Raw genomic sequence first — 18,687 nt, 5'->3', positions numbered from 1 at the left:
GCTGGCCGGGCAGTTTAGTCACAGTACCCCTGGAACCCATGACCGACGCCGTTCCCGTTACCCCCGCCGACACCGACGACCTGCCCGCCCACCAGGCGCTGGCCGTGCTGCGCTGCCGGCTGGGTGACGACGGCCAGCTGGCGCAGCAGGCCGAGCAGGACGAGGTGGTGAGCGAGGTGCCGGTGGCGCTGACCTTCAACGGCCTGTCGCATGCGGTGATGATGGCCACGCCCACCGAGCTGGAGGCGATGGCGCTGGGCTTCGCCTTGTCCGAAGGCTTGATCGCTTCACCGGCCCAGTGCTACGGCATGGAGCTGAGCACCGGCGAGCTGGGCTGCGAGGTGGCGCTGGAAGTGGCGCAGCAGGCCTTCGTGCAACTGAAGCAGCGCCGCCGCGCGATGGAAGGCCGCAGTGGCTGCGGCCTGTGCGGCGTGGACAGCCTGGCCGCGCTGGACCTGCAGCCTGAGCCGTTGCCGCCCGGGCCGGCCGTGCCGCTGGCCGCCGTGCTGCGGGCCATGGGGCAGCTGGCCGAGCACCAGCCGGTGAACCGCGCCACCGGCGGCTGCCATGCGGCCGGCTGGGCCACGCCCGACGGCACGCTGCAGTGGGCGATGGAGGACGTGGGCCGCCACAACGCGCTGGACAAGCTGATCGGCCGCCTGGCGCAGCGCCGGCTGCTGGGCACGCCGGGCTTCGTGGTGATGTCCAGCCGTGCCAGCTACGAGCTGGTGCGCAAGTGCGCCCGCGTGGGCATCGGCACGCTGGCCACTGTGTCGGCGCCCAGCACGCTGGCGGTGCGCATCGCGCAGCAGGCCGGGCTGGTGCTGTGGGGCTTCAGCCGCGGCCGGCAGGCGGTGCGTTATGCGGGCGATTCGCCCGAGGTGGAGCCGGGCAGCCGCGGCTCGGGCGGCTGAGGCAGCGCCGCCGGCGCCGCGACTTCGCGCAGCACCATGGACGGCTGCCTCCACAGCGGCAGCCCGGCCGCCGGCAGCGCCTGCAGCACCTTGAACAGCAGCGCGCTCTTCACGCCGTAGCTCTGCCGCGGCGAGTTGACGAAGCCGGTGGCGTTGAACACCACGTTGCCGGCCGCGTCCACGCCGTCCAGCTGCACGTTGGGCGCCGGCGTGTCCAGGATGTCGGGGTGGTCGACGAAGGCCTGCAGCAGGATCTCGCGGGCCCGCTCGGTGTCGGTGTCCAGCGGCATAGGCAGCTTGATCTGCACCAGGCCCAGGGGGCTCTGGTGCGTCACGTTGCGAACCACCTTGGTGATGAACTCCGAGTTGGGCACGATCACCGTCGAGCGGTCGCCCATCTGGATCTCGGTGGCGCGCACGTTGATGCGGCGGATGTCGCCTTCCACCCCGCCCAGCGCCACCCAGTCGCCCACCTTCACCGGCCGCTCGGCCAGCAGGATCAGGCCCGAGACGAAGTTGCTCACCACCGCCTGCAGGCCGAAACCGATGCCCACCGACAGCGCACTGGCGATCCAGGCCACCTTGTCCAGCGCCAGGCCGATGGCCGACAGCCCCAGGCCGATGGACACCACCGTGCCCAGGAAGCCCAGCAGCGTGGCCACCGAGGCGCGCATGCCCGCGTCCAGCGAGGTGGTGGGCAGGAAGCGGTCGGCGAACCAGCGCTTGACCGCCCGCAGCACCACCGTGGCCAGCAGGAACACCAGCACCGCCTGCAGCACCGCGGTGGGCCGCAGCTGCAGCTCGCCCACGGTGATGCCGTCGCGCAGCTGGTCGGTGCGGCGCAGCAGGTCGGACGGGCCTTCACCGAAGGGCGCGAGGATGAGCACCAGCGCCACCAGGGCCGTGGTCAGCCGCAGCGCGCCCGACAGCAGCACCGTGGCCTGGCGGCGCAGCCGGATGCCCGGCGTCTCACCGTCGGCCGTGTCGTCGGCGCCGGCGGCGCGGCTGCCCAGCCAGGCCGTGGCCACGTCGTCGATCAGCGCGTCCAGCACGAAGGCCGTCATCGCCAGCACCGCGATCCAGCTCACCTGCCGCACCACGAAGGCGCCCAGCGCCACGTAGCCCACCAGGATGGCCAGCACGCTGGCCGCCAGCAAGGCGCGGGCGAAAAACAGGGCCAGCGTCATCCAGGTGGGGCGCGGCAGGTATTCGTGCTCGTCGCGCACCGCATGTGAATGCAGGCGCAGCCGCTCGCCACGGCGCACCGTGTGGGCCAGCAGCAGGCCCAGCAGCAGCGCATAAACGCCGTTGATCGCCACCTCGGTGGCCAGGCTGGTCTGCACCTGGGTGCCCAGGCGCTGCACCACCCAGCCGATGAAGATCAGCGCGCCGATGTAGGTGGGATGCCAGCGCAGCCCGGTGGCCACGTCGTCGGGCAGCGGCAGCAGCCGCCACGAGGGCCGCTTGGCCGCCAGCAGCGCCGAGCCGATGCCGGCCACGTAGGCCGAGAAGCAGGTGGCGCCCACCATGCTGCCCAGCAGCTCGCGCAGCGGGTCGGTGTCGGGCAGGGTCCAGACGATGCCGCGCATCACCGCATAGGCCGCGACGCCCGGCACCAGCATGGCCAACAGCGCCTGCGCCACCGCATACAGCGAGCGCCGCACCCGGCCCGAAGGCGCGCGCTCGGCCGTGAGGGCCACCAGCCGCCGGCTGAGCCAGCGCCGCAGGCCGAACACCACCAGCACCACCGCGCCCAGGGCGGCCCAGGCGGTGGCGGGTGTGGCCGCTGCGGCAGCGGCCATGGTGGCGCCCAGCTGCTGCAGCCGCTGCAGGTCGCGCGTGGCGTTCAGCCGCAGCTCGTTCCAGAACGAGGGCGACAGGATCGAATCGGTGCGCTCGAACAGCGCGGCGCGGAAGCGGTCGCGCCGCTCGCCGGCGGCCTGGTCGGCCAGCTGCTGGCTCTGCACCACCAGCAGCCGCGCCAGCTTGATGCGGGCGTCCAGCGTCTCGATGGCTTTTTGCAGGCTGCGCCGTTGCTCGGCCACGTCGGCTGCCTCGGTGCCGTCCGCGGGCGCCGGGCCCAGCTCGGCCAGCCGGGCCTTGGCGCTGTCCAGTTCGGGCGCCTGCTCACCGGCGATGCGGTCGGCATCTTCCTGCAGCTGCAGCAGCACGCGGCGCGATTCGGCCAGTTCGCTGCCCGCCATCGGCGTGTCACCGGCCAGCCGTTTTTCGATCCGTTCCACCTGCTGGCGGGCGGTGTCCAGCGCGATGTCCGCCTCGTCGGCGGCACGGGCCGCAGGGGCGGCGCACAGCAGCGCCACGGCCAGCATCAGCAGGCAGGCGGCCATCACCGCCCATGAGCGCCATCCCGCGCAAGCAGGCCTTGCGGTCTTGCGCACAAGCATCTTCCAACTCCTGTGTGATCGCCCCGGGGTCGGGGCGGGCGCAGGATGTTAGGCGAGGGGCCGGGCGGGTTGTCGCCGGGCGTAACTCAGCAGCCGGCCCTTGTAGGCGGCGCCCTGGGCGGTGGCGGCGCGGTCAAGCCGCTGCTCGGTGAGCGCGAAGCCCTGTCCGGCCATGTGGCGGTTGAAGGCGGCGCGGTTGCCGCGGTCGGGGTCGACGATCCACACCTCGGCGCTGGCGCCGGCATGCAGCTCGATGAAGCCGGCCAGGTCGTCGGCCGCGTCGCGGTCGTACAGCAGGTCGCTACCCACCAGCAGGTCGTAGGGGCCGTCCACCGCCAGCTGCGCCACCTCGCCGGCGCGCGGCACCGGCGGCAGCGGCTGCCGCCAGTGGCCGTAGCGGTACTTCATCGGCGCGAGGCCGTTGAGCTGCAGGTTGGCCTGCAGGAAGGCGGCGGTGAGCGGGTGGCAGTCGCTGGCGGTCACGTCGGCGCCGCGTCGGTGCGCCACCAGGCTGGCCAGGCCCAGGCCGCAGCCCATCTCCAGGATGCGTTCGCTGCCCTGCACCGGCCGCAGCGCCAGCAGCGCGGCCAGCTCGGCGCCCGAAGGCCACAGCAGCCCGAACAGCGGCCAGGTGGCCGAGGAGATGCCCAGGCCGGCCGCTTCGCCGTGGGGGTCGCTGAACTGCTGGCGGTCCAGCAGCGAGCGGATCTGCAGGTCGTCCACGCCCGCCACGGCGATGCACTCTTGCTTGGTCTGGTAGCCGGGCATCGCAGGGGGCGCGAAGCCGGCAGCAAAGAGGCTTCGATCAAGGAAAGGGCGCCGAGTATGCGCCCTGCCCGCAAAGCCCCTACTTGGCGGCGATCACCGCTTCCACCACGTTGCGCGGGGCTTCGGCGTAGTGCTTGAACTCCATCGTGTAGGTGGCGCGGCCTTGGCTGAGCGAGCGCAGCGTGGTGGAGTAGCCGAACATCTCCGACAGCGGCACCTCGGCCTTGACCAGCTTGCCGCCGCCGCCGGGCATGTCGTCCATGCCCTGCACCATGCCGCGGCGGGACGAGAGGTCGCCCATCACGTTGCCCATGAAGTCCTCGGGCGTTTCCACCTCCACGGCCATCATCGGCTCCAGCAGCACCGGCTTGGCGCGGCGCATCGCCTCCTTGAAGGCCATGGAGCCGGCCATGCGGAAGGCGTTTTCGTTGGAGTCCACATCGTGGTACGAGCCGAAGGTGAGCGTGACCTTCACGTCCACCACCGGAAAGCCCGCCAGCACGCCCGACTTCAGCGTTTCCTGGATGCCCTTGTCCACCGCCGGGATGTACTCGCGCGGGATCACGCCACCCTTGATGGCGTCGACGAACTCGTAGCCCTTGCCCGGCGGCTGTGGCTCCAGCGTGATGACGGCGTGGCCGTACTGGCCGCGGCCGCCCGACTGCTTGACGAACTTGCCTTCCACCTCGGTGGCGGGCTGGCGCACCGTCTCGCGGTAGGCCACCTGCGGCTTGCCGACGTTGGCTTCCACGCCGAACTCGCGCTTCATGCGGTCGACCAGGATTTCCAGGTGCAGCTCGCCCATGCCGGCGATGATGGTCTGGCCGCTTTCTTCGTCGGTGCGCACGCGAAAGCTCGGGTCTTCCTGCGCCAGGCGGTTGAGCGCGACGCCCATCTTTTCCTGGTCGGCCTTGGTCTTGGGCTCCACCGCCTGCGAGATCACCGGCTCCGGGAACACCATGCGCTCCAGGATGATGGTCTTGTCGGGGTCGCACAGCGTGTCGCCGGTGGTCGCGTCCTTCAGGCCCACCGCGGCGGCGATGTCGCCGGCGCGCACTTCCTTGATCTCCTCGCGCTCGTTGGCATGCATCTGCAGGATGCGGCCCAGCCGCTCCTTCTTGCCCTTGACCGGGTTGTAGACCGAGTCGCCCGCCTTCACCACGCCCGAATACACGCGGAAGAAGATCAGCTGGCCCACGTAGGGGTCGGTCATGATCTTGAAGGCCAGCGCCGAGAAGGGCTCGTCGTCGGTCGGGTGGCGCTCGGCCGGGCTGTCGTCGTCCTCGTTGTGGCCCAGGATGGCGGGCACGTCCACCGGCGAAGGCAGGTAGTCGATCACCGCGTCCAGCATCGCCTGCACGCCCTTGTTCTTGAAGGCGCTGCCGCACAGCATGGGCACGATCTCGCCGGCGATGGTGCGCTGGCGGATGGCGGCCTTGATCTCTGCTTCGGTCAGCGCCTCGCCGCCCAGGTACTTGTCCAGCAGCTCCTCGCTGGCCTCGGCGGCCGACTCGACCATCTTGTCGTGCCACTCCTGCGCGGTGGCCTTCAGGTTCTCGGGGATCTCCTGGTACTCGAAGCGCACGCCCTGGCTGCCGTCGTCCCAGACGATGGCCTTCATCTTCACCAGGTCGATCACGCCCTGGAAGTGGTCTTCGGCGCCCACCGGGATCTGCACCGGCACGGCCACGCCCTTCAGGCGCTCACCGATCTGCCGCTGCACACGGAAGAAGTCGGCGCCCACGCGGTCCATCTTGTTGACGAAGGCCATGCGCGGCACCTTGTACTTGTTGGCCTGGCGCCAGACGGTCTCGCTCTGCGGCTGCACGCCGCCCACCGAGTCGTACACCATCACCGCGCCGTCCAGCACGCGCATCGAGCGTTCCACCTCGATGGTGAAGTCCACGTGGCCCGGGGTGTCGATGATGTTGATGCGGTGCTCGGGGTAGTTGCCCGCCATGCCCTTCCAGAAGGCCGTGGTGGCCGCCGAGGTGATGGTGATGCCGCGTTCCTGCTCCTGCTCCATCCAGTCCATCGTCGCGGCGCCGTCGTGCACCTCACCGATCTTGTGGTTCACACCCGTGTAGAACAGGATGCGCTCGGTGGTGGTGGTCTTGCCAGCGTCGATGTGGGCGCTGATGCCGATGTTGCGATAGCGTTCGATCGGGGTTTTGCGGGACATGGCGGGGGTCCTCCTGGCGGGGCGGGCGGGCTGCCCGGGTTGGCCGCATGGCCGGCGCAGCTTAGCGGGCTGGCGTTAGGCTGGCGAGTGGCGGGGTCAAGCCGCCCGGTGCCGGGGCCGGCCGTCGGCCGCCACTGGCACCGAAATCGCTTGCCCCCGGCCCGCTGTCCGTTGCACGAGCCCCATTCAGATTCCACAGGGAGGAGAGCCCTCTTGGCCAAGATTCCACAAGGCGTAGGACCGCAGTACCCGCAGGTGGTGGTGCTGGTCGGCGCCACCGGCGACCTGGCGCGCCGCAAGCTGCTGCCCGGCCTGTTCCACCTCGTCAGCGCCGGCTTCATTCCGGGCTGCCGCATCATCGGTGTGTCGCTGGACGACATCAACGCTGACGGCTTCCGCGACATCGCGCGCGGCGCGCTCGACGAATTCTCGGCCCGCAAGGTCAACCCGGCCGACTGGGAGGCCTTCGCGTCCATCCTCGACTACGTGCCGCTGGCGGCCGGCGCGCCGGTGCTGCGCGATGCGGTGCTGCGGGCCGAGGCCTCGCTGGGCCGCGAATGCCGCCGGCTGCACTACCTGAGTGTGCCGCCCAGCGCGGCGCTGCCGGTGGTGCGCATGCTGGGCGAGGCAGGCTTGGTGGAAAACGCCCGCATCGTGATGGAAAAGCCCTTCGGCACCGACCTGCAGAGCGCGGTTTCACTGAACGGTCATCTGCACGAGGTGTTCGCGGAGGAGCAGATCTTCCGCATCGACCACTTCCTGGGGAAGGAGCCGGCGCAGAACATCCTGGCCTTCCGCTTCGCCAACGGCCTGTTCGAGCCGATCTGGAACCGCAACTTCATCGACCACGTGCAGATCGACGTGCCAGAGACGCTGGGCCTGGGCAAGCGGGCCGGCTTCTACGAGCAGACCGGCGCCTACCGCGACATGGTGGTGACCCACCTGTTCCAGATCCTGGCCTTCATGGCGATGGAGCCGCCCACTTCGCTGGAGCCGGTGCCCATCAGCGAAGAAAAGAACAAGGTCTTCCGCAGCATGCTGCCCATCCAGCCGCACGACGTGGTGCGCGGCCAGTACAGCGGCTACCGCAAGGAAGAGGGCGTCGACCCCGAGAGCGACACCGAGACCTTCATCGCGCTCAAGTGCCACATCGACAACTGGCGCTGGGCCGGCGTGCCTTTCTACCTGCGCACCGGCAAGCGCATGGCGCAGGGCCAGCGCATCATCTCCATCGCCTTCCGCGAGCCGCCCAAGAGCATGTTCCCGCCCAACTCGGGCGTGGGCTCGCAGGGGCCCGACCACCTCACCTTCGACCTGGCCGATGCGTCGAAGATGTCGCTCTCGTTCTACGGCAAGCGGCCCGGCCCCGGCATGCGGCTGGACAAGCTGAGCCTGCAGTTCGCGATGCGCGACACTGGCCTGATCGGCGAGGTACTGGAAGCGTACGAGCGGCTGATCCTGGACGCGATGCGCGGCGACCGCACGCTGTTCACCACCGCCGAGGGCATCGAGCGGCTGTGGCAGGTCTCCACCGCGCTGCTGGAGCAGCCGCCCCCGGTGCGTCTGTACGAGCAGGGCTCCTGGGGCCCGAAGCCCATCCACCAACTGATCGCCCCCAACGCCTGGCGGCTGCCGTTCGAGCGGGTGTGGCGGGATCCGGATACGACGGGGGGGTGAGCGCCTGGCTGCTGGCTACGTGAGGTGAAGAGACAGCGTCTTGCCGCAAGCCTGCGCGTACTTTCTCAGCGTGGCGAGCGAAGGCGAGTGCTTGCCTGTGGCCAGCGCTCTTTCAAGGCGCGCGACAGCGGGCGCATGGGTGCCCATGCGCTCGGCCACTTGCGCTTGAGACAGCCCCGCTTCTTCGCGCGCCTTGAGCAAGAGGTCCAGCAGTGCGCCTTCCTCTCGTTCGATCCGTTCGACTTCTTTGCGGACGCCGGGGCGCTTCATGAGCTTGGCAACGACATCGTCATGGGTTCGCATGCTTGACCTCTTTCATGCGCTTGCGCGCGACTTCAATTTCGCGTTGGGGTGTCCTCTGCGTCTTCTTGATGAAGGAGTGCAGCATCATCACCCGGCGCCCGACTAACGCACAGAAGAAGACTCGGGCAATGCCTTCCTGGCCTTTGAGCCGCAGTTCGAACAGCCCTTCGCCGAAGGCGTCGGTGTGCGGTGCGCCAAGATTCGGCCCAACCGCCATGATCCGCCTCGTGAGCACCACGTACCTGGCAGCGAGCGTGTCTGGGAGCGCGAGGATCTCCTCGACCACGCTTATTCGGCAGCTTGTCGACGCCAGGCGTGCCCGGTCTGTACGCATGGACTACGGCATGCGGGATCCGGATACGACGGGGGGTTGAGGGCCGCCCTGCGGCCGCGTCAATCGGCGCGGATGCCGCGCTCGGCGATCACCGCGCCCCACTTGTCCATCTCGGCCTTCAGGTGCGCGGCCAGCTGCTGCGGGCTGCTGCCGATGGGCTCCGCGCCGATGACCGCGAAGCGCGCTTTCACCTCGGGCTGCTTCATCGCGGCCAGCAGCGCGGCATTCATCTTGTCCACCACCGGCTGGGGCGTGCCGGCCGGCACGAACACCGCGAACCAGGGCGACAAGTCATAGCCCGGCAGCCCGGCCTCGGCGATGGTGGGCACCTCCGGCAATGCGGCGGAACGCCGGCTCGTCGTCACGCCCAGCGCGCGCAGCCGGCCCGATTCGATGTGCGGCCGGGCGGAGGTGATGCTGTCGAACATCATGTCCACCTGACCGCCGATCAGGTCCGTCACCGCCGGCCCGCTGCCCTTGTAGGGCACGTGCAGCAGGTCCAGCTTGGCCATCGACGCGAACAGCTCGCCCGCCAGGTGGATGGAGGTGCCGTTGCCGGCCGAGGCGTAGCTGAGCTTGCCGGGATTGGCCTGTGCCTGCCGGATCACGTCGGCCACGCTGCGTGCCGGGTTGGCCGCGCTGACCACCAACACGTTGGGCACCACGGCCACCAGCGACACCGGTGCGAAGTCCTTGACCGGGTCGTACGACAGCCTGCGGTAGAGGTAGCGGTTAACCGCCTGGCCGTTGGCCACGATCATCATCGTGGAGCCGTCGGCCGGCGAGCGGGCCACCGCATCGGCGCCGATGTTGCCGCCGGCGCCGGGTCGGTTCTCGATGACGAAGGTCTGCCCCAGCTGCCGGCCCATCTGCTCGGCCAGCGTGCGGGCGATCACGTCCATCGCGCCGGCAGGCGGAAAGGGCACGATCCATTTGACCGGGCTGACGGGCCAGGTGGGCTGTGCCGTGGCTCGGCCCGCAAGGCCGACCAAGGTGAAGGCGGTGGCTGAGCCGAGCAGCCTGCGTCGTTGAACGGTCATGTCGTGGTCTCCGTGATCGGGGTGCGGCGTCGGCAATCGCCGGCAGGCACCGACCAGGGACGGGGACGGAACGGCGACTGCACCTCACCTGGGGTGGCTGCACTGTGGCGCCGCCCGGCAGGCGCGTCCAATATCGTTTCGGTCCGGCGTCATACCTCTGGGGTATGCAACCGGCCCGGCCTTACACCCCCAGGTACCGCACATCCCCCAGCAGCATCGCCCGCATCTCGGCCAGCTCGGCCTTGTGCAGCAGCTCGATGGGGAAGGGCGCGCCGTGGGCGCGCGTGGCCAGCGGGCCGTCGATCACGCCGCGGGCGCTCAGGTCGGCCAGCGACATCCGGTGGTCGATGGTGCATGACTTGATCAGCACCAGCCGCTCGGCGTTCAGGCTGCGCGCCAGGTCGAAGGCGATGGTGTCGGAGCTGGCGTCCCAGTTGGTGCGGTCGTCCACCATCTCGCGCTGCAGCTCCAGCGGCAGCCACAGCGCGGTGCGGCCGGTGTGCAGCACGCGGTGGATGTCGGTCTTGCGCTGGGCCAGGCGCAGCGCCGGGTTCAACGCATGCAGCTGGTAGGCGGTCTGCGCCATCGCCAGCACCGCCATGTTGTGGGCGGCCAGGTCGTCGAACTGCCATTCGCGCTGCGCATGCCGCACTTCATTGGCAAAGCGGCCGCCGCCGGGCACCACGGTCACACGGCCGCCGCCCAGGTCGGCCAGCAGGTCCAGCCAGTGGGGCAGCAACGGGTCGGTGCACACGCTGCCGCCGAGCTTGACGACCCACATCTAGCGCTGCTCCCCGACGTGTTCGTGGTACAGCGCCGCCACCGCCACGCAGGGGGCGCACACCTGGGCCCAGCCCGCCGCCTCCGCGCTGGCGCCCGCCACGTGGCCGGCATAGCGCACGCAGCGCTGCAGCGGCGCCTCGGGCGTGCTGGCGGCGGCCATCACATCGGGCACCAGGAAGTCGCCGCAGCCGGCGCTCACCACCATCGCCTCGTCGCCCAGGCCGTGCAGCGCGACCACGCGGCGCAGCTGGCTGCCCAGCTCGGCCACCTGGGCGGCGCGCCAGGCATGGGCCATCTGCAGCCAGTCGGCCGGCGTGGCATCGCGCGCGTCCAGGCCGATCATGCGGGCCAGCCGGCGGCGGGTGGCGTCCATGTCCTTGGCGCCGCCATCGGCCGGCGGGTACAGGTCGTGCGCCGGGTTCAACTCGCCGGTGAGGCGGTACACATCGGCCGTGGTGGCGAAGAACTCGTTCATCACGTTGAGCATGCGGCCACCGAAGGCGATGCGCGGCCCCAGCGCGCACAACGGCGTGCGCACCACGCCGTGGTACACCAGCTCGCCGGTGGCCAGGCGGTCAACGTCGCTGCGCGCGGTGGTCACCACCCGGCCGCCGCGAAAGGCGATCAGGTCGCAGGTGGTGCTGCCGATGTCCACCAGCACGCCTTCGCCTGTCTGGTTGCCCATGTGCCGGGCGGTATGCCGGGCGGTCGCCAGCCAGTTGGCCGAGGCGATCTGCGCCCAGTGGCGGCCGGCGTCCACCACGTCCACCCAGCCGTCGTCCCCCGCATAGCACTGCACCGCGCCCAGCCGCAGCGCCACCAGCGCGGCGATATGCTGCACGCCTTCTTCGCGGTGGGCGAACAGGTCCACCATTTCGCCGGTCATGGTCAGCGCATGGCGGGCGCCGGCCATCTGCGGCCAGCGGGCCTGGGCGTCGGCCAGGGCACGCTCCAGGTGGTCCAGCCCCTGCCACAGCGGGCAGGCCCATTGCGCCACGTCCACGATGCGGCCGCCGTCCATCAGGCAGGCCTTGGCATGGGCGCCGCCGATGTCCCAGCCCACCACCAGGCCGTGGCGTTCAGGCATGGGCCGGCTCCCGCTCGAACAGCGCCAGCAGCTCGGCGGCCAGCGGCCGCTCCAGCGCGGCCGACAGGCCGGCATAGGCGCAGGTGATGCGGGGGTTGACCTCGATCACCACCGGCCCGTGCTGCGCATGCCACACCAGGTCGATGCCGACGAAGCCCTTGAGCCCCGGCAGCGCACGGGCCACGGCTTCGGCCACCTGCGTCAGCGCCTGCGCCGCCGGCAGCGCATTGACCTGCACGCCCAGGAAGCGCACCGCGCCTTGGGCATCCACCGCCACCTGCTGGCTGTTGACGCTGAGCACCTCGGCTTCGCCCGCGCCGCGGCACAGCAGCGACAGGCTCAGCGCATCGCCTTCCACCCAGGGCTCCAGCGTGGCCGGTTCACCGCGCCGGGTGCGGGCCTGCAGGTCTTGCAGGGCCGCCTCGTGGCGGTGGTGCACGCGGGTGTCGATGGCACCGGCGCCGTCGTCGGGTTTGACCACCCAGCGCCGCGCTTCGGTGATGGCCAGCGGCGTGCACACGCCGGCCGCATCCAGCTGCCGCAGCGTGGCCTGCTTGGAGCTGGCCAGGGCGATGGCCTGGGGGCTGCAGCCCACCCAGCGTGCCGGGCTCACGCAGCGGCTGTACTTGAGCAGCAGGCCACCGGTTTCGGGCGCCACCACGCAGGCCAGGTCGTGGGCGGCCGACTCGCGGGCCATGAAGTCCAGTGTGGCTTCACCAGTGCGGGCTGCCACGCCGCGGGCGCCGGCCGGCACCTCGGGCGCATGGCGGCACAGCGCGGCCGAGACCTGCACGCCGGGCACCGTCAGCAGGTCGGCCACCAGCGCATCGCGCATCAGCCGGCCCATCGGCATCAGCTCGTCGCGCTCGGCGTCGCTGCCCACCTCGCCACCCCCGGTGAGATACTCAAAAACAAACACCCGCTTCATCGTTGCACCTGCATGTCGGCCGAGACCTCGCTCATTCCCGTGATGGACCTGCTCGGCGGGCAGGTGGTTCGTGGTGTGCGGGGCGACCGCCAGGCATACCGCCCCATCGTGTCCGCCCTGTGTGGCAGCAGCGACCCCGCCACCGTGGCCCGCATTCTCTGCGCCCACTGCGCCACCCGGCGGCTGTACGTGGCCGACCTGGACGCGTTGATGGGCGGCCCTGCCCAGTTCGCGGTGCTGCACCGGTTGATCGAGGCGCTGCCCGGCCTGGAGTTGTGGCTGGACGCCGGCTTTGCCGATGCGGCTGCCGCCCAGGCCCTGATGACGCGGCTGGGCAGCTTTGCCGCCGCCCATGTGGTGCCGGTGTACGGCAGCGAGTCGCTCACCTCGCGCGAAGCGCTGGCCCAGGCCTTCGACCGCCGGGATGCGCTGGGCGCCCGCGCCGTGCTGTCACTCGACCGCCGCGACGGCCAGCCGATGGACCCGGCCGGCTGCTGGCAGGCGCCCGAGCTGTGGCCGCAACGCATCATCGTGATGACGCTCGAGCGCGTGGGCTCCAACGCCGGGCCCGACCTGGAAACGCTGCAGGCCGTGCGCCTGCGCGCCGCGGCGGGCACCCAGCTCATCGGCGCCGGGGGCGTGCGCCACCCCGAAGACCTGCTGCATGCGCACGATGCCGGCGCCGAGGCCTGGCTGGTGGCCAGCGCGCTGCACGACGGCCAGCTGCCGCCGGCAGCCCGACCCAACCCGTAAGGCCGCAGGCCACGCCGCCGCCGGCCGGGCGCCCGCCCGTCCGCTGCGTAGTCGCTCGGTGCTTTCCCGCATGCCGCGCCGCTGCCCTGCGCCATCACCCGCCGCCTCCCGGTCTGATCCTTGGTTGCGACCCAGCGCATCACGTTTCATGCCACCGCGCGGGGGGCCCTGAGGCTGCCCTGCGGACGGTCCTGGCGGCCAAAACCGGCACACTCTGTGGCACATCTGGCGGCGCCGGGTACCGTCCGGGGCCGCCGCGCCCCAGGCGGGGTGGTGGCACATCGCTTGCGTTGTCGCGGGCAATGACCTCTTCCCGGACCACTGCGTGGACCTGCCCGTTCTGCCCGCTGCTGTGCAGCACGGGCAGTGGGCCGCACGGCAGCAGCTGCCGGCGCGCGGCCAGCGGTCTGGCCCGTTTCAGCGACGCGCCGTCCACTGCGCAGCCGCAGGTGGCCGGCCAGCCCGCCACGCTGGCAGCGGCCGTGGCCGAGGGGGCCCGCCTGTTGTGGGCCAGCCGGCAACCGCTGTTCGGCGGCCTGGCCACCGACGTGGCCGGCGCCCGCGCGCTGTACCCGCTGGCCTGCGCCACCGGCGCCATCTGCGACGTGGCGGCCGGCACCCCGCTGTTCGAAAGCCTGCGCGTGCAGCAGGACAAAGGCGGCTTCACCACCACGCTGGCCGAGGTGAGTGAACGCGCCGACCTGCTGCTCATCGTCACGCCCGATGCCGACGACGCGCCGTCGGACTACGTGCGCGACCTGCTGGACCGCTGCGCCCACCGCACGCCCACCGTGCTGCGCCTGGCCGAGCTGGCCGGTACGGCGGACCTGTTCGACACCCTGGCCTTGCTGGCCGCGCTGGTAGCGGGCCGAACCGCAGTGAAGGCCCGCGCCCCCCAGCCGCTGCTGGCGCTGGCCGAGCAGCTGCAGGCCGCGCGTTATGCGGTGCTGGTGTACGAAACCGGCCGCCTGCCATCGCACGGCGGGCTGCTGATCGAGGCGCTGCAGCGCGTGGTGGCCACGCTCAACCAGCGCACCCGCGCCGCGGCGCTGGGCCTGGGCGGCGGCGACGGCGCCTACACGGTGAACCAGGTGTTCACCTGGCTCTCAGGTCTGCCGCTGCGCAGCCGGGCTGCCCCCGGCGGGCTGGAGCATGAGCCCCTGCGCTTCGCCACCGATCGCCTGCTGGCCGGTGGCGCGGTGGATGCGCTGCTGTGGATCTCGTCCTTCGGCCCGCTGCCGGTGCCGGCGGAAGCGCAGGGGCTGCCGCGCATCGTGCTCGGCCACCCCGACCAGGCGGCCGTGGGCGACGACGTGTTCATTCCCGTGTCCACGCCCGGCGTGGGCAGCCGCGGCCACCTGTTCCGCACCGATGGCTCGGTGGTGCTGCCGCTGCAGCCGCTGTACGAAGACACCCTGCCCACCGTGGCCGCCGTGCTGCGCGCCCTTCACCAGGCCTTGCCGGCCCCCACACCGGAGCCTGCACGATGACGGCCACCACCGTGCTGCGCGGCGGCCGCGTGATCGACCCCACGAATGGCGTGGACGAGGTGCGCGACCTGTATGTGCGCGATGGCCGCATCGTCGGCCCCGACCCGGCGGCGCAGCCGATAGACGCCAGCGGCTGCGTGGTGATGGCCGGCGGCATCGACCTGCACACCCACATCGGCGGCGGCAAGGTCAACCTGGCGCGGCTGCTGCTGCCCGAAGACCATCGCCGGCCTGACGGCTCACCGATCGCGCTGCCTGACAACCTGCTGGAGCTGGCGAGCTGCGGCACCTGCACGCCGGGCACGCTGGCCACCGGCTACCGCTATGTGGAGATGGGCTACACCGCCGCCTTCGAGCCGGCGATGATGGCCTGCAACGCGCGCCACACCCACATGGAGATGGGCGACACGCCCATCCTGGACCACGGCGCCTACGTGATGCTCGGCAACGACGAGCTCTTCCTCGAGATGCTGGCCCGCGGCGAAGACTTCCAGCGCATCCGCGACTATGCGGGCTGGACCATCAACGCCGCCAAGGCCATGGGCATCAAGGTGGTCAACCCGGGCGGCATCTCGGCCTTCAAGTTCAACCAGCGCAAGCTGGACGTGGACGAAGCCCATGTGCACTGGCAGGTGACGCCGCGCCAGGTGGTGCACACGCTGGCCCGCGCGCTGCACGAGCTGGGCGTGCCGCACCCGCTGCACATCCACGGCAGCAACCTGGGCGTGGCCGGCAACATCGCGTCCACGCTGGCCACCATAGCCGCGCTGGAAGGCCTGCCCGCGCACCTGACGCACATCCAGTTCCATGCCTACGGCACCGAGGGGCCGAAGAAGTTCTCGTCGGCCGCGCAGCCGCTGATCGAGGCGGTCAATGCCAACGCCAACGTCAGCATCGACGTCGGCCAGATCATGTTCGGCCAGACCGTCACTGCCTCGGGCGACACCATGCGCCAGCATGCGCAGTCGGGCTTTGCCCATCCGCGCAAGTGGATCGGCGCCGACATCGAATGCGAAGCCGGCTGCGGCGTGGTGCCCTTCCGCTACCGCGAGCAGAGCTACGTCAATGCGCTGCAATGGGTCATCGGGCTGGAGATCTTCTTGCTGGTGAGAGACCCGTGGCGCGTGGTGCTGACCACCGACCATCCCAACGGCGGCCCCTTCACCAGCTACCCGCATCTGATCAAGCTGCTGATGGACCGCAGCTTCCGCGAAGAGCAGCTGGCCAGGCTGCACCCCGACGTGGCGGCACAGGCCGCGCTCAAGGGCATCACGCGGGAGCTGACGCTGAACGAGATCGCCATCATGACCCGCGCCGCGCCGGCCCGGCTGCTGGGCCTGAAGGACCGCGGCCACCTGGGCCTGGGCGCCGCGGCCGACATCGCGGTGTACCGCGACGAACCCGACCGCGAGAAGATGTTCGCCCAGCCCGAATGGGTGTTCAAGGACGGCGTGGCCGTGGCCCGGCGCGGCAAGGTGCTGGCCGCGCCCACCGGCGGCACTTACTTCGTCGAGCCCGAGTACGACCGTGGCATCGAGAAGACGCTGCGCCGCCACTTCGACCGCCTGGGCTCGGTGCCGTTTGATGCCGCGGCCATCAGCCACGACGAGCTGTGCAGCTGCTGCAACGGCGGCCGGTTGCTGCCGGTGCCCTGCTTCCAGGCGGAGGGCGGCGGATGACCGCGCAGCACAACGGCGTCGTCATCGACGTCAGCTTTGCCGAGGCCTTTCCGATGAAGGCCACGCGCATCCTGATCACCGCGCACAACGCCACCTGGGCGATGAACGCGGCGGTGAGCGCCACCGGCTTTGCGACCTCGGTGATCGCCTGCGGCTGCGAGGCCGGCGTCGAACGCACGCTGGGCCCGGATGAAACCCCCGACGGCCGCCCCGGCGTCAGCGTGCTGATCTTCTCGATGAGCGGCAAAGAGCTGGCCAAGCAGATCGAGCGGCGCGTGGGCCAATGCGTGCTCACCTGCCCCACCACCGCGGTGTACGCCGGCATCGCGGAAGGCGAAGCCGTGGCCCTGGGCCGCAACCTGCGCTTCTTCGGCGATGGCTGGCAGATCTCCAAGGTGATCGACGGCGTGCGCTACTGGCGCGTGCCGGTGATGGATGGTGAGTTCGTGGCCCAGGAGACCACCGCCGTCACCAAGGCTGTGGGCGGCGGCAACCTGCTGTTCATGGCCACGGACGTGGACGCCGCGCTGGCCGTGTCCGAGGCCGCGGTGGCCGCGATGAAGCGCCTGCCCAATGTGGTGATGCCGTTTCCGGGCGGCGTGGTGCGTTCGGGCTCCAAGGTGGGCAGCAAGTACGCCAGCCTCAGCGCCTCCACCAACGATGCCTACTGCCCCACGCTGTACGGCCTGGTCGACAAGACCCAGATCACGCCCGACACCCGCTGCGTGATGGAGGTGGTGATCGACGGTCTGACCGAAGCCGACGTGGCCGCAGCGATGAAGGCCGGCATCCAGGCCGGCATCAGCATCGGCCGCGCCGGCGGGCTGGTGCGCATTGGCGCCGGCAACTACGGCGGCAAGCTCGGGCCCTTCCACTTCCACCTGCACAAGCTGCTGCCATGACCGCGGTGCGCATCGAACTCACCCTGCGCCAGGCGCCGCCGCTGCGCGTCGACCTGCGCGGGCTGCTGCCGGCCACGTTGGCCGACCTGACGGTGGCGCAGATCGAGCAGCTGCCCTGTGGCCACGGCAACCACAGCGTGCCGCTGGGCGAGTGGTTCAGCGTGCAGCGGCACGAGATCGACGGCGACCAGTCTGCGCTGCGCCTGGTGGGCGACTGCAGCCGCTTCGACCGCATCGGCACCGGCCTGCAGGCCGGCCAGCTGACGGTGGAAGGCCCGGCCGGTGACTACGTGGGCGCCGGCATGACGGGCGGTGAATTGCTGGTGCAGGGCGACGCCGGCCTGCTGGCCGCCTGCGAGATGGCCGGTGGCCGGCTGCAGGTGCAGGGCAGCGTAGGCGACTGGGCCGCTTCGGCCCTGCCCGGCGGCATGGACGGCATGCGCGGCGGCAGCTTCATCGTGGGCGGTGATGCGGGCGAGCGCTTCGGCGACCGCATGCGCCGCGGCACCGCGGTGATCCATGGCCGCGCGGGCGACCTGCTGGCCTCACGCATGGTGGCCGGCACCATTGCGGTGGCCGGCCCCGTCGGCGCGCGGCCGGGCTACGGCATGCGCCGGGGCAGCCTGGTGCTGGCCGGCCCGGCCTGCACGCCTGGCCCCACCTTCGTGCCCGCCATCGCCGACGTGCCGGTGGCCTGGCAGCTGCTGGCGCGCAGCCTGGCCCGCCACGGCGGTGCCTTCGCCACGCTGGCGCAGCGGCGCATGCAGCGGCACCTGGGCGACCTGTCGGCCCAGGGCAAGGGCGAGCTGATCCTTGTAGAACCTTGAACCATTGACCCGAGTACCCGAAAGACTGCGATGACCCAGCCCTATCTCTTTCATGCCGGCGAAGCCACCGTGCTGGCCAAGGAAGGCCAGTTCACCGATGCGATGCCCGAGATCCTGATCGGCCGCACCGACGGCCCGGTGGGCCAGGCCTTCGCCAACATGATGGCGCAGAGCAAGGGCCACACGGCCATGTTCGCCATCCGTGCCTGCAACCAGCTGGTCCGCCCGGCCACCATCGTGGTGCCCAAGGTCACGCTGAAGGACATGGCCAACATCGACCTCTTCGGCGGCGTGGTGCAAAGCGCCACCGCCGACGCGGTGGTGGACTGCCTGATCGAAGGCATCATCCCCAAGGCGCTGGCCAACGAGCTGTGCATCATCAGCCTGGTGTGGATCGACCCGCGCTGCGCGACCGACCCCAACCTGGACAAGAAGGACATGTACCGCACCAACTACGAGGCCACCAAGCTGGCCTTGAAGCGGGCGCTGAACAACGAGCCGTCGGTCGAGGAGCTGATCGCCAACCGCCACACCATCAAGCACGACATGGACGATTGGAGCTGATGTCCTGATGTCGGCCCGGCGGCGGACCGGGGCGGCCTGCTCTGCTAACGT

The 18,687-nt window shown here is 70.8% G+C and carries 17 protein-coding genes; 8 read left to right on the top strand and 9 right to left on the bottom strand.

All coding sequences use genetic code 11. The features are described from left to right. The first annotated feature begins 38 nt into the window (after positions 1–38). Entirely contained in the window at positions 39–914 is an 876-nt protein-coding gene (gene fdhD, locus MW290_RS07115; RefSeq protein WP_250196555.1) for a formate dehydrogenase accessory sulfurtransferase FdhD, read from the top strand. On the opposite strand, the gene MW290_RS07110 is transcribed toward fdhD, so the two are convergent. The 3 genes from MW290_RS07110 to fusA form a co-directional block, all read right to left on the bottom strand. Next, positions 860–3,262 (bottom strand): DUF3772 domain-containing protein, encoded by a 2,403-nt coding sequence (locus tag MW290_RS07110; protein WP_250196554.1) that lies wholly within the window; start codon positions 3,260–3,262, stop codon positions 860–862. The genes fdhD and MW290_RS07110 overlap by 55 nt on opposite strands. A 105-nt stretch (positions 3,263–3,367) precedes the next feature. Next, positions 3,368–4,087 carry a class I SAM-dependent methyltransferase gene (locus tag MW290_RS07105; protein WP_250196553.1) on the bottom strand — a complete coding sequence of 240 codons (720 nt, stop codon included), beginning with the start codon at positions 4,085–4,087 and terminating at the stop codon, positions 3,368–3,370. 79 nt (positions 4,088–4,166) lie between these two features. Continuing rightward, complete coding sequence (gene fusA / locus MW290_RS07100; protein ID WP_250196552.1) at positions 4,167–6,269, bottom strand: elongation factor G; 2,103 nt, start codon at positions 6,267–6,269, stop codon at positions 4,167–4,169. A 213-nt stretch (positions 6,270–6,482) separates the two neighbouring features. On the opposite strand from fusA, the gene zwf reads away from it, so the two are divergent. Beyond that, a complete protein-coding gene (gene zwf, locus MW290_RS07095) occupies positions 6,483–7,946 on the top strand; it encodes a glucose-6-phosphate dehydrogenase (RefSeq protein ID WP_250196551.1) in 1,464 nt (487 codons plus the stop codon). A gap of 15 nt (positions 7,947–7,961) precedes the next feature. Here the strand turns inward: zwf and MW290_RS07090 are convergent, their stop codons facing one another. From MW290_RS07090 to MW290_RS07065, 6 genes are all read right to left on the bottom strand, one after another. Continuing rightward, positions 7,962–8,249: a helix-turn-helix domain-containing protein gene (locus MW290_RS07090; protein WP_250196550.1), complete on the bottom strand. Its 288-nt coding sequence runs from the start codon at positions 8,247–8,249 to the stop codon at positions 7,962–7,964. Continuing rightward, positions 8,236–8,535 carry a type II toxin-antitoxin system RelE/ParE family toxin gene (locus MW290_RS07085; protein WP_250196549.1) on the bottom strand — a complete coding sequence of 100 codons (300 nt, stop codon included), beginning with the start codon at positions 8,533–8,535 and terminating at the stop codon, positions 8,236–8,238. The genes MW290_RS07090 and MW290_RS07085 overlap by 14 nt, the downstream gene beginning before the upstream one ends. Before the next feature lie 107 nt (positions 8,536–8,642). After that, positions 8,643–9,623: a Bug family tripartite tricarboxylate transporter substrate binding protein gene (locus MW290_RS07080; RefSeq protein WP_250196548.1), complete on the bottom strand. Its 981-nt coding sequence runs from the start codon at positions 9,621–9,623 to the stop codon at positions 8,643–8,645. Between the two features lie 181 nt (positions 9,624–9,804). Further along, a complete protein-coding gene (locus MW290_RS07075) occupies positions 9,805–10,404 on the bottom strand; it encodes an amino acid kinase family protein (protein ID WP_250196547.1) in 600 nt (199 codons plus the stop codon). Further along, complete coding sequence (locus MW290_RS07070) at positions 10,405–11,493, bottom strand: hydantoinase/oxoprolinase family protein (RefSeq protein WP_250196546.1); 1,089 nt, start codon at positions 11,491–11,493, stop codon at positions 10,405–10,407. It abuts the gene before it with no gap. Continuing rightward, the gene (locus MW290_RS07065) at positions 11,486–12,421 is read right to left on the bottom strand and encodes an ATP-grasp domain-containing protein (protein WP_250196545.1); all 936 of its coding nucleotides are present in this window, start codon (positions 12,419–12,421) and stop codon (positions 11,486–11,488) included. Before MW290_RS07065 ends, MW290_RS07070 begins: the two co-directional genes overlap by 8 nt. 12 nt (positions 12,422–12,433) lie before the next feature. On the opposite strand from MW290_RS07065, the gene MW290_RS07060 reads away from it, so the two are divergent. The 6 genes from MW290_RS07060 (at position 12,434) to fae (ending at position 18,636) form a co-directional block, all read left to right on the top strand. Continuing rightward, the gene (locus tag MW290_RS07060; protein WP_250196544.1) at positions 12,434–13,174 is read left to right on the top strand and encodes a HisA/HisF-related TIM barrel protein; all 741 of its coding nucleotides are present in this window, start codon (positions 12,434–12,436) and stop codon (positions 13,172–13,174) included. 302 nt (positions 13,175–13,476) lie between these two features. Continuing rightward, positions 13,477–14,664: a molybdopterin-binding domain-containing protein gene (locus MW290_RS07055; RefSeq protein ID WP_250196543.1), complete on the top strand. Its 1,188-nt coding sequence runs from the start codon at positions 13,477–13,479 to the stop codon at positions 14,662–14,664. Next, positions 14,661–16,343, top strand: coding sequence for a formylmethanofuran dehydrogenase subunit A (locus MW290_RS07050; RefSeq protein ID WP_250196542.1), 1,683 nt, complete (start codon positions 14,661–14,663; stop codon positions 16,341–16,343). The genes MW290_RS07055 and MW290_RS07050 overlap by 4 nt, the downstream gene beginning before the upstream one ends. Next, positions 16,340–17,245 carry a formylmethanofuran--tetrahydromethanopterin N-formyltransferase gene (fhcD, locus tag MW290_RS07045; protein WP_250196541.1) on the top strand — a complete coding sequence of 302 codons (906 nt, stop codon included), beginning with the start codon at positions 16,340–16,342 and terminating at the stop codon, positions 17,243–17,245. Before MW290_RS07050 ends, fhcD begins: the two co-directional genes overlap by 4 nt. After that, positions 17,242–18,072, top strand: a complete 831-nt coding sequence (locus MW290_RS07040) for a formylmethanofuran dehydrogenase subunit C (protein ID WP_250196540.1) — start codon at positions 17,242–17,244, stop codon at positions 18,070–18,072. The genes fhcD and MW290_RS07040 overlap by 4 nt, the downstream gene beginning before the upstream one ends. A gap of 30 nt (positions 18,073–18,102) precedes the next feature. Then, on the top strand, positions 18,103–18,636 hold the full coding sequence (gene fae / locus MW290_RS07035) for a formaldehyde-activating enzyme (protein ID WP_250196539.1): 534 nt from the start codon (positions 18,103–18,105) through the stop codon (positions 18,634–18,636). The last annotated feature ends 51 nt before the right edge of the window (positions 18,637–18,687 follow it).

It is taken from the genome of Aquincola tertiaricarbonis (genome assembly GCF_023573145.1).
GTDB classification, from domain to species: Bacteria; Pseudomonadota; Gammaproteobacteria; order Burkholderiales; family Burkholderiaceae_C; genus Aquincola; species Aquincola tertiaricarbonis_B.
Note: the sequence above shows the minus strand (reverse complement) of the source record. Positions and strands in the feature narration are given on the sequence as shown.